The organism is Rhodococcus sp. NPDC057014 (genome assembly GCF_042673295.1).
Taxonomy (GTDB): Bacteria; Actinomycetota; Actinomycetes; order Mycobacteriales; family Mycobacteriaceae; genus Rhodococcus_F.
On the sequence record NZ_JBHUSF010000036.1, the window covers coordinates 1 to 17,243 of the forward strand.

At 67.5% G+C, this 17,243-nt stretch carries 17 protein-coding genes and 1 pseudogene; 3 read left to right on the top strand and 15 right to left on the bottom strand.

The window, feature by feature from the left end; translation table 11 throughout:
- The 3 genes from ACFTZB_RS10520 to ACFTZB_RS10530 all read right to left on the bottom strand — a co-directional run.
- On the bottom strand, positions 1–1,272 hold a 1,272-nt coding region (locus ACFTZB_RS10520), incomplete at its 3' end, for an aminotransferase class I/II-fold pyridoxal phosphate-dependent enzyme (RefSeq protein WP_378431462.1).
- 92 nt (positions 1,273–1,364) lie between these two features.
- Positions 1,365–2,168 carry an MBL fold metallo-hydrolase gene (locus ACFTZB_RS10525; RefSeq protein ID WP_378431463.1) on the bottom strand — a complete coding sequence of 268 codons (804 nt, stop codon included), beginning with the start codon at positions 2,166–2,168 and terminating at the stop codon, positions 1,365–1,367.
- Positions 2,169–2,179: 11 nt separating this feature from the next.
- A complete protein-coding gene (locus tag ACFTZB_RS10530; protein ID WP_378431465.1) occupies positions 2,180–2,650 on the bottom strand; it encodes a grhN in 471 nt (156 codons plus the stop codon).
- A gap of 88 nt (positions 2,651–2,738) precedes the next feature.
- Here ACFTZB_RS10530 and ACFTZB_RS10535 point away from each other — a divergent pair, with 88 nt between their 5' ends.
- A complete protein-coding gene (locus ACFTZB_RS10535; RefSeq protein ID WP_378431466.1) occupies positions 2,739–3,887 on the top strand; it encodes a LuxR C-terminal-related transcriptional regulator in 1,149 nt (382 codons plus the stop codon).
- A gap of 8 nt (positions 3,888–3,895) precedes the next feature.
- On the opposite strand, the gene lexA is transcribed toward ACFTZB_RS10535, so the two are convergent.
- The 4 genes from lexA to ACFTZB_RS10555 all read right to left on the bottom strand — a co-directional run bounded on the left by lexA (position 3,896) and on the right by ACFTZB_RS10555 (position 9,297).
- Complete coding sequence (gene lexA / locus ACFTZB_RS10540) at positions 3,896–4,558, bottom strand: transcriptional repressor LexA (protein WP_378431467.1); 663 nt, start codon at positions 4,556–4,558, stop codon at positions 3,896–3,898.
- 60 nt (positions 4,559–4,618) lie between these two features.
- Positions 4,619–6,940 (bottom strand): ATP-binding protein, encoded by a 2,322-nt coding sequence (locus tag ACFTZB_RS10545; protein ID WP_378431468.1) that lies wholly within the window; start codon positions 6,938–6,940, stop codon positions 4,619–4,621.
- Positions 6,941–7,034: 94 nt separating this feature from the next.
- The gene (locus tag ACFTZB_RS10550; RefSeq protein ID WP_378431469.1) at positions 7,035–7,928 is read right to left on the bottom strand and encodes a hypothetical protein; all 894 of its coding nucleotides are present in this window, start codon (positions 7,926–7,928) and stop codon (positions 7,035–7,037) included.
- A 106-nt stretch (positions 7,929–8,034) separates the two neighbouring features.
- Complete coding sequence (locus tag ACFTZB_RS10555) at positions 8,035–9,297, bottom strand: PucR family transcriptional regulator (RefSeq protein ID WP_378431470.1); 1,263 nt, start codon at positions 9,295–9,297, stop codon at positions 8,035–8,037.
- Positions 9,298–9,557: 260 nt separating this feature from the next.
- On the opposite strand from ACFTZB_RS10555, the gene ACFTZB_RS10560 reads away from it, so the two are divergent.
- Both ACFTZB_RS10560 and ACFTZB_RS10565 read left to right on the top strand, forming a co-directional pair.
- Positions 9,558–10,406, top strand: coding sequence for an SDR family oxidoreductase (locus ACFTZB_RS10560; protein WP_378431471.1), 849 nt, complete (start codon positions 9,558–9,560; stop codon positions 10,404–10,406).
- A gap of 139 nt (positions 10,407–10,545) precedes the next feature.
- A complete protein-coding gene (locus ACFTZB_RS10565) occupies positions 10,546–10,872 on the top strand; it encodes a hypothetical protein (RefSeq protein WP_378431472.1) in 327 nt (108 codons plus the stop codon).
- Positions 10,873–10,897: 25 nt separating this feature from the next.
- On the opposite strand, the pseudogene ACFTZB_RS10570 reads toward ACFTZB_RS10565, so the two are convergent.
- From ACFTZB_RS10570 to ACFTZB_RS10605, 8 genes and pseudogenes are all read right to left on the bottom strand, one after another.
- A pseudogene (locus ACFTZB_RS10570) lies at positions 10,898–12,132 on the bottom strand (RNA polymerase sigma factor).
- The gene (locus tag ACFTZB_RS10575) at positions 12,129–12,302 is read right to left on the bottom strand and encodes a YciI family protein (RefSeq protein WP_378431510.1); all 174 of its coding nucleotides are present in this window, start codon (positions 12,300–12,302) and stop codon (positions 12,129–12,131) included. The pseudogene ACFTZB_RS10570 and the gene ACFTZB_RS10575 overlap by 4 nt, the downstream one beginning before the upstream one ends.
- Positions 12,303–12,338: 36 nt before the next feature.
- Entirely contained in the window at positions 12,339–12,959 is a 621-nt protein-coding gene (locus ACFTZB_RS10580; RefSeq protein ID WP_378431473.1) for a dihydrofolate reductase family protein, read from the bottom strand.
- 170 nt (positions 12,960–13,129) lie between these two features.
- Positions 13,130–13,612 (bottom strand): hypothetical protein, encoded by a 483-nt coding sequence (locus ACFTZB_RS10585; protein ID WP_378431474.1) that lies wholly within the window; start codon positions 13,610–13,612, stop codon positions 13,130–13,132.
- On the bottom strand, positions 13,612–14,370 hold the full coding sequence (locus ACFTZB_RS10590; protein WP_378431475.1) for a ParA family protein: 759 nt from the start codon (positions 14,368–14,370) through the stop codon (positions 13,612–13,614). The genes ACFTZB_RS10585 and ACFTZB_RS10590 overlap by 1 nt, the downstream gene beginning before the upstream one ends.
- Positions 14,371–14,541: 171 nt before the next feature.
- A complete protein-coding gene (locus ACFTZB_RS10595) occupies positions 14,542–15,333 on the bottom strand; it encodes a D-glutamate cyclase family protein (RefSeq protein WP_378431476.1) in 792 nt (263 codons plus the stop codon).
- Positions 15,330–16,649 (bottom strand): MFS transporter, encoded by a 1,320-nt coding sequence (locus tag ACFTZB_RS10600; protein ID WP_378431477.1) that lies wholly within the window; start codon positions 16,647–16,649, stop codon positions 15,330–15,332. The genes ACFTZB_RS10595 and ACFTZB_RS10600 overlap by 4 nt, the downstream gene beginning before the upstream one ends.
- A gap of 141 nt (positions 16,650–16,790) precedes the next feature.
- Complete coding sequence (locus tag ACFTZB_RS10605; protein ID WP_276136963.1) at positions 16,791–17,243, bottom strand: VOC family protein; 453 nt, start codon at positions 17,241–17,243, stop codon at positions 16,791–16,793.

Here is a 17,243-nt window from a genome sequence, read left to right on the forward strand (position 1 = left end):
CTGCGGGACCGCGACCGGTAACAGACCGCTCCGCTTCGGCGCCACATGGGATTTGCTGCCGGCGCCGACGACGATTCCCTTGCGGGCCAACTCGATCAACGTTCCCGTCTCGTTCTTGACCTCGACCCAGACGACCAGGCTGTTCGGGCCCGAACGCGCCACCGCGCCACGCTCCGCCAGGGCCGTGACCAATCCGGTGCGCCGCCACTCGTAGCACGCGCGGGCAGTCTCGACGAGCGCCGCGGCGTCCGGGTCCGTGACCAGATGAGCCAATGCGTCCTGCAGGATCCGGCTGTTGGCCGAGATTCCGTGCACCCGGGTATTGATCGCCCGGTCGACCAGTTCGGCGCTGCCGCCGATCACGCACGTCTTGATGTCCATGCCGAATGCCTTGCAGTAACTGCGCACCCGGACCGTCCGCTCGGGGAAGTAGCTGCCCATCGACGGAGCCTGCTCACGGGCGAGGGGACCGACAGCGTCGTCCTCGACGATCCACCCGCCGTAGGCAGCGGCTTCGAGTGTGCCGGCGAGTTCGTGTGCGCGCTCGGATGTCAGCGTGCCGGCCGCCGAATACGCCCCTTCCGGTTGCAGCACGACGACGGCGGGCTCGCGGGCGAGCGCCGCGGCCAGGGATGCGGCGACGGCGCCGTCCTCGTCCGATTCGACTCCGACCACCGAAAACCCGACCTCGGTCAAGGTGTCGAGGAAACCGGGCATCACCGGTTCCTCGACGGCGATCAGCGCTCCCGCCGGCGCGGCCGCCTCCACGGCGAGCAGCAGACCCTCCGAGCCGCCGCCAGCCGCGACGAACGCCTCTGCCTCGAAGGGCCACCCCTCGACGACCACCTCACGCAGACGGTCGGTGATGTATGCCCGCCCGGGCCGATTGATCTGATCGGTCTGCAGTCCCGCCAGCATCGCGGTGGCCAGGTCGGGCTGGAGTGCGTAGTCGGGGCTGCTGGTGAGCAGATCGCGATCCGACCAAGACACTGCGCCACCGCGCAGGGACTCGAGCTGCGCGACCACGGTGCCACCGCGCCGGTTGGTCTCGATCAGGCCGTCGCGGCGCAGGCCGCTCCAGGCGGCCACCACGGCGCGGGTGCTCAGCCCCGACCGTTGTGCCAGGTCCCGGATCGTCGGCAGCCGGGTTCCCGACACCAGCGAGCCCTCGCGGATGAGTCGAGCGACCACCGCCTGCGCCGCACCGGCCGTGCGGGAGTCCGCGGCGTGCAGTGCCTCGACCAGAACGTCCTCCGCCGGTGGCGTCGTCATAGGCGGTGCCATTCGCTCATCTTCCCATTATGTACCTGTCCCGTCGACCTTTGTTTACACGAGGTCGGCAACATTATCAGTGGGCGGGATTGTCAGTGGGCGGGTTCGAAGCCCGCCAGCATCTGTTCGAGTGCCGCCTGGTCGGGCCCGACGAAGGGATCGGCCTGCGGGGCCGCGGCGAGCATCTCGAGGTATTCGGCGGTGCGCCCCTCCGCGGGCGGCAGGTGAGTGCCGAGTATTCGCCGGGGGTTCAGATCCCGCAACGTCGCCACGGTGGCCGAGAATTTCGCTTCGTCCACCGAGTGCACCCAGGGACTGTCCACGGTGGCCCACAGGTGCTGGGCGGCGCGGACCACGCCCGGAACGCAGTAGCCGACGTCGTCGGCGGTGGCGAGTTCGGCGGTCTCCATCGGCGCCCCGAAGCAATCGGACGAGAAGTAGGACCCGCTGCGGTCGTCGTAGCAGCCGACCGTGCTCGGATTGTCGAACAGCGGCGGGCGCAGCGCGGTCAGCCGGCGATCGCCGACGTCGAGGGATTGTCCCGGGTTGAGCAGGTACACCCGGTCCAACGGGACGGGCCGTTCGCACGACATGATGCCCATCGCGGCGAACGTGGTGATCAGGCGCGCGTGCGGCGCCTGATCGAGCAAGTCGAACAGTGCGCCGGTGTGATCGCGGTCCGGGTGGGTCAACCACACCCATTCGACGTCGGCAGGGTCGAGCACGGTTCCGAGTGCGTCCATGAACCCCCGGCCGGGCAGACTCAGTCCGGTGTCGATGACGACGGGCTCAGCGGCCAGCAGAACGTAGGCGTTCACCGGCAGATGCCCTATTCCGGGCACTTCCAGTGCATCGCCGAGAACCGCGATGTCGTTCCGTATTCTGTTGATACGCATGAGATTTCTCCTCACTGATCGTAGTCGACGCGGATCAACGACCTGGCGATCCCGGCCAGGTCGGCTGCGGAGGGGACGTATCCACGGGAAACCTTCAGACCCAGTTCGAACGGCGAGGCCCCGTCGTCGAGAGCCGCCCGGAACGCTGCGCCGGCTTCGGCGGGCGTGACGTCGAGCAGCAGGGCACGGCCCCGTCGGACGCGGCCGTGTCGGGTCACCGTCACGGCTGCACCACCGTCGAAGTTGAACCGCCACGGCCGCTCGGTGAAGATCAGCGTCTCACCGTCGACGTCGTGAAGGCACACCGGCACACGCAGGGTGCGGCCGGTGCGGCGCCCGGTGAACTCGATCAATCCCTGGCGTCGGATTCGCCGGCCCGCCCACCGGGTCGTGAGCACACGCCGCACCACCGGATTCACGAGCCGCATCAGTGCGGGCGGCGGCGGGCTCAGACGGACGGTCGCGGTTTCGGATGTGGACATGTCACCGACGCTATGCGCGGCACGGCAGGGGCACCATTCCACAAATGTGGTATTTCCGGCGACCGATCCGGACTCGTACCATTGACGGGTGAGCGTGGATTCGGTGCGGTGCGCGGCGGACAAGATCGCACAGTTGTGCGCCGCACCGCGCGGCCTGATCGCGTTGTGGCAGGACGCGTCCGAAGTCGTTGCCGGGGTGGTTCCCTACTTCTGGACCCCCTGCTGGTTCACACTCGATCCGGTGTCGTTGCTGATGACCAGCCATTACCACCTCGGCATGGACGAGTTCCCCGGCGAATGGCTGGCCGCCGAGTACTACGAGGACGACGTCCAGTCCGTACCCGGCGTGATGCGTTCGGCCACTGGACTTTCCACCCTGCACGATGCCGCCGGCGGTGATCCGTCGCACAGCCCGCGCTGGCGCCGGAACCGCACGCTCGGCGGAGATCAGGAGTTGATCGCCCGCCTCCGCACCCGCTCGGGCGAGACCTGGGGAGCGCTGTCCCTCTACCGCGCCGAAGGCATGCCGATGTTCACCGAATCCGAGAAGTCCTTTCTCGCAGAGATTTCGCCGGTTCTGGCCGGCGGCGCCCGCCGCGCACTGCTGTGCGGGCAGGCCGCGGAACCGGAGTACTCCGATTCGCCGGGACTGATCGTGCTCGACGACCAGTGGGACGTCGAATCGGCCACCCCGGGTGTCGACCGGTGGATGGCGGACCTCCCCGGCGGAAACTGGGACCGCGGCGAGCTGCCGCCCGCGGTGATCACCCTCGCCGCCCGTGCGCTGCGCTCGGCAGAAGACCGCGATCACCTCGGCGAGGTCGCGCTCTCCCGGGTGCTCTCACGCTCGGGATCCTGGGTGGTGCTTCACGGTGCGTGCCTCTCCTCCACGGGGCGACGGCGGATCGCCGTGATCGTCGAACCCGCGCATCCGAGTCGGCTCCATCCCCTGTTGATGTCCGCGTACGGGCTGACCGAGCGGGAGAAGGAGGTCACCACCCTCGTGCTGCAGGGGGCGTCGACGTCGCAGATCTCGACCGAACTTTCCGTGTCCGCGCACACCGTCCAGCAACACCTCAAGAGCATCTTCGACAAGACCGGTGTGCACAGCCGACGAGACCTGGTCGGCACGGTGTTCTTCCACCACTACGAACCACGGTTTCGTGACAACGAGTCGCGTGTCCTCGCCGACCGGCCGCTCCGGGGCGGGCCGTGGCCGACGGATCGTCGCCGCTGAGAGCGTTCTCAGATCCGCCGCATCACGGAGACCACCTTGCCCAGGACGACTGCTTCGTCGCCGTCGATGACGGTGTAGGCAGGGTTGCGGGGCTCGAGGAAGACGTGGCCGTCGCGGCGCCGGAGCACCTTCACCGTGGCCTCGCCCTCGATCATCGCGGCGACGATCTCACCGGAATGGGCCTCGTCCTGGCGGCGCACCACGACGACGTCGCCGTCGCAGATCGCGGCGTCGATCATCGACTCGCCGCGCACCCGTAGCCCGAACACCGTGCCGGAGCCGACGAGTTCACGAGGGAGCGTCAGCATCTCGTCGGCGTGCTCCTCCGCGAGGATCGGCGCGCCGGCGGCGATATCGCCGACCACCGGCACCGTCACGTTGTTGTCGGACGAGCGTCCCTGCTTCGAATCGGACAGGAACGGGCGCACGTCCAATTGCCGAGCCATGGCCGCGCCCCGCTGGAGAAAACCCTTCTCCTCGAGACTCTTCAGGTGCTTGGACACCGACGACGTCGACCGCAGGCCCACCGCATCCCCGATCTGCCGGGTGCTCGGCGAGCAGCCGTGTGCCGCCACCCAGTCCCGGATCGTGGCCAGAATCAGCTGCTGGCGCGATGGCAGGGTGGAGGCGTCGAGGCCACCGAACATGTCGAGATCGTCGTAATCGGTCACCCGGAGAATCGTAGGGGGTGCCGACAGACCCTTCGGCAGGGTGTAGGCGTGCGACCAGCGTTACTCGCCGCGCTTCTGCTCGATGCTCCACGCCGCGATCTGCGCACGGGAGTTGAAGCCCAGTTTGGACAGGATGTGTTCCACATGCCCCTGCGCGGTGCGTTGCGAGATGACCAGCCTGGCCGCGATCGCCTTGTTCGTCAGGCCTTCGGCGACGAGTTCGGCGACCTCGTGCTCGCGGCGGGTGAGACTGGTGGACCCCGGCGCGGCCGAGCTGTCGGAAGGTCCCGCCTCCTCGAGCGCATACGCCGCGGCATCGTCGAACCGCGTTCCGAGGCCCTGGCGGAACTCCGCCTCGAACCCGCGGTCACCGATCGCTTTCCTCGCCTCCTGCTCGAACCGGGCGTGCTCGAGGTGTGCGTTCGGGAAAATCGTGCTCTGACTCCCCACCGTGCGGGCAAGGGCCTCGGTGGCTCCCATCAACCTGGCCGCGCGTCGCGGCGCCCCGTCGTCCACCGCGATCCACGACAGAAGTTCCAGGCACCCCATCGCACTGATGCGGTCGTCCACCAGCCGCGCGAGCTGCAACCCCCGCGTCACCAGATCCTTCGCACGGGGCCCCTCGCCCCGCCGCCACGCCCCCATCGCCGCACCCCACAGCGACCACCCCCGGTACACGGATTCGCCCCGCGACTCGGTGACCGCCAGGATCTCCCGCTGACACTCCTCACTCCGAGCACGGTCTCCGGCGGCGTCACCGGCCAGCGCGAGCCCGAGCAGCGACCACATCAGATACAGCGGGTTGCCGTCCTCCCGGAACACCGGGAGCGAGGATTCGAAATACTCGCACGCTGCCGCGGACTGGCCGGTGAACAGAGCATGCCAACCCGCGGCATCGGCCATCAGCGCCCCGCCGAGACGATCACCGAGCTCCTCCGCCATCGCGGCCCCACGCTCGGCATACAGCGCCGACGCGTCCGGATCGCCGTTGAGCCCGGACAGCGCGCTGAGCACGTACAACGCCTTGATCCGCTCCACATCGGCCGTGCCGCCCCGAACCGCCAGAAGCTGCGCGAGCCACCGCATGCCTTCCCGCAGCCGGCCCCGCACCCGCCAATACGGGTACAACGCCGCCGCCATCCGCAGCCCCGCACCCGCCTCGGTCGGTCCGGTCAGGCAGAACTGCAGTGCCGCACGGACATTCGGCAGTTCCGCGTCCAGACGCACCAGCCAGCCCACCTGCCGCGAGCTGATCCATTCGGCCTCCGCCCGCAGCACCAGGTGTTCGTACCAGTCCCGGTGCCGTCGCAGCAGCGATGCGAACTCCCCGGTCTCCTGCAACCGTTCCGTACCGTAATCACGCAACGTCTCGAGCAGCCGGTACCGCACCGCTCCACCGGCCTCTTCCCGAATAAGAATCGATTTGTCGATCAACGACCCCACCACATCGACCACCTGGTCCGCCGCCGAGGTGTGGGCGCAGATGCCTTCGACGGCGTCGAGCGCGAAACTGCCGAAGAAGACCGCCAGCCGGCCCCACAACTCCCGCTCGGCGGGCGAGCACAACTCGTGACTCCAGTCGATACACCAGGCCAGGGTCTGCTGCCGGACCGGCGCGCCACGACTGCCCGTGGTCAGCAGACCGTACCGGTCCGTCAGCCGGCGCAGGATCTGATCCTCCGACATCGCTCGCAGCCGGACCGCCGCCAGTTCGATCGCGAGGGGCAGACCGTCCAGGCGACGGCAGATCCTCGCCACCACATCCTCGTTGCTCTCGGTGATGGCGAAGCCCGGGACCGCCATCGCCGCGCGTTCGGCGAACAGGTTCATCGACTCGTAGTGGTCGAAATCGCCACCGGCCCGGGCCTCGCGGTGGGGGTCCGGCATGGTCAGGGGTGGCACCCGGAACACCGCTTCTCCCCCGATGCCGAGAGGTTCCCGGCTGGTCGCGAGCACCCGAAGTTCCGGGCACGCGCGGAGGAGTGGGCGGGCCAGGTCGGCGGCCGGTTCGACGAGATGCTCACAGTTGTCCAGCACGAGCAGCAGCTTCCGCGGTTCGAGGTACTCGGCGAGCAGTGCCTCGGGTGCGGCGCTCGCCCCCTCGCGCAGCCCCAACGCCGACAGCGCCGCGTCGACGACCGCACCCGGTTCGTACACCTCCCCCAACTCGACCAGCCACACACCGTCCTCGAACGCGCGCGAAGAATCGGCGGCGACGCGGAGCGCGAGCCTGGTCTTCCCGACACCCCCGATGCCGGTCAACGTCACGAGCCTCGACACCGACAGCAGACGGCGAACCTCGCCGACCTCACGGCGACGGCCGACGAAACTCGTCAGCTCGTGCGGAAGGTTTCCCGCATTCGTCCTGTCACCGGGAGCCATGAAGCCGTCACTTTCATCTCACGCGCGCCTCCGACCAAGGTACCTCCACAAAATCCGGTTTCGCAGCGGCGCGATGGGTCGCGGCCCGCCGACATCACTGAAAGTAGGACGCATAGTCGCTGAACGGAACCTGACCGGTGGGGCTCGCCCGGACGGCGTCGGCAACCGCCGCAGGAATGGGAGCCCAGTAGGCGGGCATCGCGGCCGCCAGAGAAGGCTGCAAGATGTAGAGCAGCGCGAAGTTCACTATCCACAGCGGCGGCGCCATCGACATGCCGACCTCCGCGCTCACACCGCCCTTGGTGTTGGTCACCAGTTGAGCCGCACCTGAAATCTGTTGCGCTGCAAAGCCATAGGCCACTTGCACGGTGTACGCCGACTCGTACAGCGCTATCAGAGTGTGTGTCGCACCGTTGTTCCTCAGCCAGGTGCCGACGAAACCGCCGGGAGCGATCAACGAGTTCACCTGCCGCGTAGGCGCGTCCGCGTTGGCCGGACTTTCCAGCAGTCCACCGGGGTTCACGTAGAGCCCGTAGCTGGCCAGAACCGACGGTGTGGTGCGGCCGTCGACGTCGGAATAGAGGGGCCGGTCGTTCGTGTTGGTGAGGATCCGGGCGCACGCATCGATCACCTCGGCGGCGTCGCTGCTGCCGCCGACTCCGCCGCCGGTGATGAGGTCGCGATACTGCTGCTCGGACAGCGCGTCGGACCGGTCGAGCCCGATCCGACCGGCGATCTCGTCCGCCACCTGCTGACCGAGCGGCGCGTTGAGCTGACCCGCGCCGGTCACCTGCGTCGGCGCCAGGTGCTCGTAGCCGGGTGCCCCGGAAAAGGGAACCGCGAACCCGGTGTCCACGGCCGGGTCACCGCCTGCCGTCCGGGCCGTTGCCAGGGAGAGAAGGCACACCCCCACCAGTGCCAGTACCGAGAACATCCGGCGGTGGGGGGTTGCTCCGCGTCGATGTTCCGCCGAACCTGTGCCGCGCATACGTCAACCTCCCAGAACTCCATCCGGCGAGATAACTCATGATCAGTCAAACGTCGCGGCTGACGCCGTGTCAAGACGCGAGTCACCCGCCGCGGTGCCGGGCGGCTCAGTCCGGGATCAGGACCGCGGGTCCCAGCCATTGGCACACGAGCAGTGCGAGTTCGACGTCCAGGCGATCTCCGGAGAAGTCCTTGCCCCGCACTTCGGCTGCCCGCTTCACGCGGTACTTCACCGAGTTGTGGTGCAGATCAAGCTCTTTCCCTGCAGCGACGTTGCTCAGGTTGTGGGCGAGATAGACCCGCAGGGTCTCGCGCAACCTGGCCGAGTTCTCGTTGTCGGCGGCGAGTCCGTGCAGAACACCGCGCACCCAGGCGCGGGTGGCGCCCAGATCCTCGATCAGCAGGGCAACCGTCGGTACTCCGGGTTCGTCGTATGCGGTCACGAGCGGTGCGCTCTGCCCCGCCGCAATGGCCACGGCTCGCGCACGTTGTGCTTGACCGTGGGACTGCCGGAAACCGTCGATTCCTCCGGCCGCGGCACCGAGCGCCACGACCAGCCCGGGATGCCGCCGCTCGAGGAAGTCGCACATGTCCTCCCGCGCCCGCTCGACGCGGGATCGTGAGCCGAGTGGAATCCACACCCAGCCGGTCACTCGGTCAGCGGCCACGAACAGCGGGTCGGCTACCGCGCCCACTTGGCTCGCGAAATCGTGTGCAGCAGATTCGATTCGGGACAGCATGTCGCCCGAGTCAGAGTCCGAGCTCCAGAAGATCGCGGCCAGGTGACTCTGCTGCAGCACATAACCCAGGGCGGCGCCTGCATCGGGAGGTGCGTTGCCCGCCAGAATCTCCTGAACACGCACGGCCCGGACGCTGCTCCGATGAGCGAGCCACCGTTCCCTTTCGCGCTCGTACACGGCCACGACCTGCTGTGACACTCTGTCGATGTAGACCGACATCACCGTGATGATGCGTTCGAGCACCGGCATGCTGAGTTCCGGCTGCACCGACGCTGCACGCAACTCTTCGAAGACCAGTCCGAGCAGATTGGTTTGCCCCAGCCGGTATGCGCGAACCAGCGCGTTGACGGGGACACCGTGCTGGGCGAGCCTTCTCGCGTACTCCACGGCCGCGGCCGGCGCGTCCAGATCCTCGGGAGCGATGTTGTGCTGCAGGGTGTGGAAGATGGTGTCGAGGTTGCCCTCCACGCTCGCTCCCAGCAGATCGAACAACTGTCGATCTGCCCGCAGATCCGGGATCTCCGCGTAGAGCACGCCGGTGATGTCGGCGGTCAGAGACACCAGCCGCTGGTTGAGCGAACGCGCGATCCCGGCAACGAGCAGTGACACTCGTTCCTCGTTCGATGCCATAGGAAGACAATAACCATCTTCGGCACCGATGGACGACGAATCCCCCAACCCTCATCTCAGGCGTTTCCTACCTGGATATTTGCGAATCGGGGACCGATTTTCCTCGACGCCCGCCTTCGCCACGATTTGTCCCCTCCGGACAAATAGGCGGGCATTCTTGATTCCTCCGGGACGTCGTCACAGGTGCAGGAGTTCCCTATCGTGGAGTCGTTCGGTCACCCCCACTCCTCACAGACCGTCACAGACGAAGGAATTCAACCTTGAACGACCCCAACAGCTTCCGAGGAACAACCACGGTCATGTCCGGAGGGAGCCGCGGCATCGGCCTCGCGATCGCGCGCGCACTCGCCGAACGGGGCGGGAACCTCGTCCTGCTGGCGAAGACCGACACCCCCGATCCCCGACTGCCGGGAACCATCCACACCGCGGTCGCCGAGTTGACCGAACTCGGCGGACACGCCCTGCCCGCGGTGGGAGACGTCCGCAATGACGACGACATCGCGCGGGCCGTCGATCTCGCCGTCGACCGCTTCGGCGGCATCGACATCGTGATCAACAACGCGAGCGTGCTCGACCTGTCACCGACCGAAGACCTCACACTCAAACGTTTCGATCTGATGCAGCAGGTCAACGTTCGGGGGACCTTCGCGTTGACTCGCGCCTGCCTGCCGTATCTTCAGAAGTCCGCCAACCCGCACGTGATGACGTTGTCACCGCCCCTGAACCTGTCACAGCAGTGGCTGGGCGCGCACCCGGGCTACATGCTGGCGAAGTACGGAATGACGTTGGCAGCGTTGGGCATCGCAGCCGAATACCGGAACACGAACCTGTCCAGTAACTGCCTGTGGCCGCAGACCACGATCGCCACCGCGGCTGTCGGCAATCTGCTCGGCGGCAGGCAGAGCCTGCACCACTCGCGTTCACCCGAGATCATGGCCGACGCGGCCATCGAACTCCTCAGCCGCCCCGCCGGCACCGACAACGGCAGGACCCTCCTCGACGTCGAGGTCCTCGCCGAGGCCGGGGTATCCGACTTCGCGAAATACGGCGGTGAGCACCCACTGACCGTCGACATCTTCGTCGATGGACCGGATCTCGCACACCACTGATGAGACCGACACACAGCCGAGGCATGTTACTTAGCAAAAAGAGCTAGCACTCACGCGGCATGAGTGCTAATTTCTTGGTGGGGTATACGTCACAGACCGAGCCCGCAGACCCGATGCGCCAACCGTACGAAGGAGGATCATGACCGCCGCCGTCCCTCACTGCCCCCGTGCCGACAACTACATGCCGTCCTCCCTCGACACCAACGAGACAGGGCAACAGCACGGTTCACGGTTGGCCGCCGTCTCGATCGCCCTGGGGGCCGTCTCCGTTGCGTCGTTCTGGGTGGTCGGACTCGGCTTCGTCCTGGGAACAGCCGCGGTCGTCTGCGGCGCTTTCGCAACGTCGCGGTCCGCGGATGCCGACGACGAGGCAGCATCGTTGCGGGCCCTGTTGGGCGTCGTCGCCGGGGCAGCGGGCATCACCGTCTCCGCGATCGCCCTCTTCCCCATGCTGGCGCAATCGTGAACACGATCGCCAGGATCGGTGGGCGCTACCGCAGTTGGTCGCGGCGCCGGGTCAGGTAGGCAGTCTCCGCGGTGTTGCCCGCCAGAACGATGGCTTTGTCGTAGGCGGCGCGTGACTGCTCACCACGACCCAGCCGGCGGAGCAGGTCGGCGCGGGTGGCGTGGTAGGCGTGATAGCCGGCCAACGTGTCCTCGAGACGGTCGACGGTTGCCAATGCCACCTCCGGGCCGTCGAGTTCGGCGACCGCGACGGCCCGGTTGAGGGCGATGATCGGCGAGGGGTCGATGCGGACCAGTTGGTCGTAGAGGGCGAGGATCTGCGACCAGTCGGTGTCGCGCATGTCGCGGGCCGAGGTGTGGACGGCGTTGATCGCGGCGAGGATCTGGTAGCGACCCGGAGCCACCCCGGCGGCGGCAGCGGCCAGGCGCTCGCGCACCAGCCGGTGCCCCTCGGCGATCAGCGCCGCGTCCCAGGCCCCGCGGTCCTGCTCGTCGAGAGCGACCAGTTCGCCGCTCGCCGACACCCGCGCGGTGCGACGGGCCTCGGTGAGGAGCATCAGCGCCAGCAACCCGGCCACCTCCCCATCGTCGGGGAGCATGTCCCGGATCAGGCGGGTGAGCCGGATCGCCTCGGCGGTCAGGTCGTCACGGATCGGATCGGCGTCGGGGCCGGTGGCCAGGTAGCCCTCGTTGAACACGAGGAACGGCACAGCGAGAACGCCGGACACCCGCACGGGGAGATCGTCGGCGGACGGCACTCGATAGGGGATTCGCGCCGCCTTGATCTTGTCCTTCGCGCGGGTGATCCGCCGCCCCATCGCACCCTCGGTCACCAGGAACGCGCGGGCGATTTCGGGCACGGTCAGACCGCCGACCATCCGCAACGTCAGCGCCGCGCGGGTTTCCATCGCCAGCGCCGGGTGACAGCAGGTGAAGATCAGCCGGAGCCGGTCGTCGTCGATGGCGCCGAGCGGCTCGGGCGGGTCGTCGTCGTGCACCACCTGAGCCTCCCTGTGCTTGTCGTCGCGCTTGTTCTCGCGCCGGATCCGGTCGATGGCCTTGTGGTTGGCGGTGGTGGTGAGCCAGGCGCCGGGGTTGGGGGTACACCGTCGGCCGGCCACCGCTCGACGGCGATCGCGAACGCCTCGGCGGCCGCGTCCTCGGCGATGTCGAGGTCGCCGAACCGCCTGGTCAGGGCGGCTACTACCCGGGCCCACTCCTCGTGGTGAGCCCGGGTGATCGCCTCGCGGGCGTCGCTCAGTGAAACGGCCGCACCTCGATCTTGCGATCGCAGATCTTCGACGCCTCGGTGGCGAGCCCGAGCGCCACATCCAGATCGGGGGCCTCCCACACCCAGACGCCGGCAAGGTACTCCTTCGACTCCACGAACGGCCCGTCGCTGAATACCGGTTGCTCACCCCGGTTGTCGATGACCGTGGCCGTGGCGGTGTCTGCGAGCCCGGGACGTCACGCCGTCGCGTACCGGGGGCGCCCGGCGGGCCGGAAGACCTGGATCGTCACGCCCTTCGAGTCGACTCGCGACTCCACCAGCTCGAGTGCAAGGTCCGGTCCGGCCTGCGGGAACAACCGCGCGCCCTGGCCGAGGACCACGGGCACGACGATCAGCGTCATCTCGTCGACCAGATCGTTCTGCAGCAACCACCGGGTCAGGGCGCCGCTGCCGTGCACCTGCAGCTCACCGCCCGGTGTGGCCTTCAGGTCCGCGATGGAGGTGGCGAGGTCGTCGGACAGGACGGTGGTACCCGACCACTCGGGATCGGCGAGCGTGGTCGAAGCCACGTACTTGGGCTGTGCGTTCAATGCCCGCATGACGGGCTCCCAGCCGGGGACGTCCTGCTCCGTCAAGGACCCCCAGGAGCCGGCGAACAGCTCGTAGGTCCGGCGACCGAGCAGGAACGCGTCGGCGCGCTGGTAGGTCTGGTTGATGAACGCGTGGGTCTCGTTGTCGCCCTTGCCCCTGGCCCATCCGCCGCGCTCGAATCCGTTTCTGCGGTCCTCGTCCGACGCGCCGCCGTTGCCCTGCATCACTCCGTCGAGGGTGACCTGGGTCATGGTGGTGAGCTTCATGGTCGCGGTTCCTTTACCTCGGCGCCGCCCCTCGTGGGCGGCCTCACCTCGTCCACGAACGCCACCACCCCGATCGGACACCGCGGCCCCGGAATTTTTCGAAGAATTCTTCCGACACCGGCGCTTCGGGCGCAGGCGTCATCAGCGACCGGGCGATCCGGCGGGACGGCTCAGCGGCGTGGTCTCCGGACGACTTCGGCGTTGCGCTGGGGGAAGGGTTCGCAGTTGTTGTACCTGCGTTCGAGAACGGCGAGGTAGTGGGCGACGGCTTCGTCGACGAGGGCGGACCAACTGTGGGGGGCGCCGGCGATGTGGCCGAGGGCGGCGACGGCGTCCTTGCCGTGCTCGACCCTCGCGGTCTCGATCGAGACGGATACCTGCTTCTTGCCTGCGGGGGCCCGTTTCGCGGTCATCTTGTCTTCGCCGAGGGCTCCCACCTGTGCGACGTCCACGCACTGTTCGACGAGGTTCGGCAGCCGCCGCTTACGGCGTTCGAGGGGGTTGCTCGCGGGTGCGGGCTCACGTGTCACGCCCACCAGGAGGTCCTTTCGACGAGTTCTCGAGTACGTCCCGTCGGGGTGCGCGCCTGCGCGGGCCTGTTCGCGGCGTTCGAGGGGGTTGCTGGCGAGGCCGGGCTTACGTGTCGCGGTCATCAGGGCATCCTTTCGACGAGTTCCTGGGCGGCGTCGCGGTAGGCGCGTGATGCGGAGGAGGACGGTGCCCACCTGACGACGGGTTCTTCGGCGCTGTAGCTCTCACTGACACGGACGGACTTCGGGATGATGGTGCGCATCGTCTGATCGGGGTAGGTCTCACGGAGCGCGGCGAGGACCTGCTGGTCGATGACCTGGCCGAGTTCGACGCGGCCACACAGAATGTGATTGAGCCGCGCGGTGGGATTGAGCAGCTCGACCTGCTGGGTGATGTAGTTCTCGATGCGCATGAGCGCTTCGAGTTCCATCGCTCCGGTCATGACAGCGGCGAGCACCTCGGTGCAGGCGACGAGTGCGCTGATGGTCAGGTGGTCGAAGTCTCCAGGGCAGTCGAGGAGATTGAAGTCGACATCGGGGGCGTTCGCGAGGGCCTTGCGGAGGATGCCGTGCGCACCGGGCTTCTTGAGGAAGTAGGGCCCGACGGAATCGAGTTCCTTGGTGGCAGGAATGAGGTGAATCCCGGACGCGGTGATGGTGGTCGCTTCCTCGATGCTCGCCACCAGCATGAGTACCGACAGGACATCGTTGTCGACCGCTTCCGGCGTGGCACCGAGCCAGGTGGTGGCGTTGCACTGCGGGTCGAGGTCGACGACCCGGACGGTGTAGCCGGCTTCGACGAGGGCCTGGGCGAGGTTGACCGCGCTCGTGGTCTTGGTCGAGCCGCCCTTGTGGTTGACCACTGCGATGGTGCGGGTCATGGTGTCCCTTCGGTTAAACATACTGAGGTATCTCAAGATACTTAACTTCGGCGCGACACGCGGACGAGCCGCCGATCTCAGCCGTGTTGCCGGGGACCGGTCTCCGCACCGAATAGTTCGGGCCGGGTGCCGCGGCTGATCATCGCCGGCGCCGCCGGTCCGGCGACGTCCTCAACGACCTCGGGTGAGGGATTCGGATGCGTCGAGCAGTGTGTCGAAGACGAGCATGTGACCGGCGAAATGGGTGATCGCGTAGTCGAGGTGCGCCTCGGGTATGGCGAGTTGCGGTGTCACTCCGCAGGCCCAGAACACCGGGACCGTGTGCTCGCCGACGCCGGGGTAGACCCCGAAGTCGGGTCGAGAGACGTCGGCGATTCCCAGTGCCGAGGGATCGCCGACGTGCACGGGGACGCCGTGGCCGGTCGGATACCGTCCGGTGACCTCGATTGCCGTGTCGACCAGCGACGTGGGCACGGGGCGCATGCTGACGGCGAGGGGTCCGGCGAAGATCCCGGCAGGCACGGTCCCGCGATCGGTGACGTACACCGGGGGTGCGGCATGGCTGACGGGGATCCCGGCTCGGCGGAGCGGGGCGTCGAAGGTGTGGCTGCATCCGAGAGCGAAGGCGACCGCGTCGTCGCGCCAGTGTTCGGTGAGGTCGGTGGGTTCGGCCACCAGGGTGTTGCGTTCCCAGACCCGGTAGCGCGGGAGCATCGTGCGCACGTCGACCGTGCAGTGGTCGTAGGTCATCCGCGGGTCGCCGGGATTCGTCCTGGCGAGCAGAGGACACACCTCGGGGTTGCGGCGGCAGTACTCCGCGAAGTCGTCGGCGGCGGCGGACGGCACGACGACGAGGTTGGCCTGCTGGTAGTCGTCGAGGATCCCGGTGGTCGGTGCGGTCCACTGCCCCGCCGCGACCAATCGGCGCAGATCCTCCGGGTGCGTCGGCGACGGCAGCATCATTGCAGTGTCTCCTTGGCTGATTCGCGCACGGTGTGCAGGGTGATCAGGGCGAGCACCACCGCGCCCATCAGCAGGAACCCGGGGGCCAGGAGGTTGTCGGTGCGGGAGATGAGATAGGTGGCCAGGTACGGCGTGAGCCCACCGCCGATGATGGTGCCGATGTTGAAGGCGATCGACAGGCCGGTGTACCGCACGCGGGTGGGGAACTGTTCGGCATACGTCGGGTAGGTCACCGACTGCACGATCGGCATCGGCAGCGCGAGCACCACCATGGCACCCACGGCGAGGGCGAAGCTGCCCTGATCCATCACGACCATGGCCGGCAGGACCAGGATCGCGTAGCCGAGGAAACCGATCGTGATGACCTTCTTGCGGCCGACCCGGTCGGACAGTCCCCCGAAGAACGGCATCAGGATCGCGACGAAGAAACTGATGGCGCCCATGATCCAGAAGGTGTTCGACTTCGGGTACCCGAGGTAGGTGGTCAGGTAGATGTTCATGAAGATCAGGCCGACCCAGTATCCGGTGTTGGATCCGATCGACAGGAAGATGACCTTGAAGACCGCCGCGGTGTGCTCGGTGAGCACCTCCATGAGCGGAGACTTCGCGGGTGCGTGCTGCTGGGTTTCGGCGACGAAGGCGTGCGAGTCTTCGAGTTTGCTGCGAGCGATCAACGTGATCGCGATCAGCGGCAGGGCCAGCAGAAATGGTATGCGCCAACCGAAGTCGCGGAGTTGATCGTCGGTCAGTGCCGTGGTGGTGATGCCGGCCACGACGGCGGCCGTACCACCGCCGAGGGCGACACCGACCGGGGTGAAGGCGCCGAAGAATCCGCGGCGGCCGGCGGGTGCGGATTCGGACAGATACGTCGCCGATCCGGTGACCTCGCCGCCGGCGAAGAAGCCTTGGGCCAACCGCACGAGCAGCAGCGCGATGGGGGCGGCGATACCGATCGATCCGGCGGTGGGAAGCAGCCCGACGGCGGCGGTCGCCGTTCCCATGCCCACGATGGTCGTGATGAGCACCGGCTTGCGTCCGATCCGGTCGCCGAGGCGGCCCAGGACGATTCCGCCCAGGGGGCGCATGACGAAGGCGCTGCCGAAGACCGCCAACGTGGCCAGGAGCGACGCGGTCGGGTTGTCGTTGGGGAAGAAGAGGGGGCCGATGATGACGGCGAGGTAGCCGTACACGCCGAACTCGTAATACTCGACGGCGGTACCGGCCGCGGCCGCAACGGCGGCGCGACGGGGTTGCATGGGAGGCGGGGCGGGCAGGTGATCGCCCGTGTGGGGCACTGAGGCAGGTACGGTGGTCATGGCGAACTCCAACGAAGAAGTGGCGGAGGTGCTGCGAGGAGATCCCGATCTCGGGGTCGGAAAACGTGGCACCGCGGCGCTGGGGTGCCCGAGTGGTCATCGGCAGGATGGCAGTCCTGCCGATGACCTGTGTCCGCGGACTCAGACGGCGAACAGTTGGTTCAGGTCAGCGAAAGCCTTGAATTCCATTGCATTTCCGGCGGGGTCGAGGAAGAACATCGTCCACTGTTCGCCCGGCTCGCCCTCGAATCGCACGTAGGGTTCGATCACGAACTCCGTCCCGATGGACGTGAGTTTCTCTGCGAGAACTTTGAACTCGTCGACCGGCAGAACCAGCCCGAAGTGAGGAACGGGAACATTGTGTCCGTCGACCGGGTTCGTCCCGGCCACTCCGTCGCGGGGCGTCGCGCTGGGACCGTCACCGACCTGATGGGTGACAACCTGGTGTCCGCCGAAATTCCAGTCGATCCACTTGGTGTCGGACCGTCCTTCGGTGAATCCGAGTACACCGCCGTAGAAGTTGCGGGCGGCGTCGATGTCGTCGACGGGAATGGCGAGGTGGAAAGGAACGAGGTTCGTCAGTTGGGCGGTCAT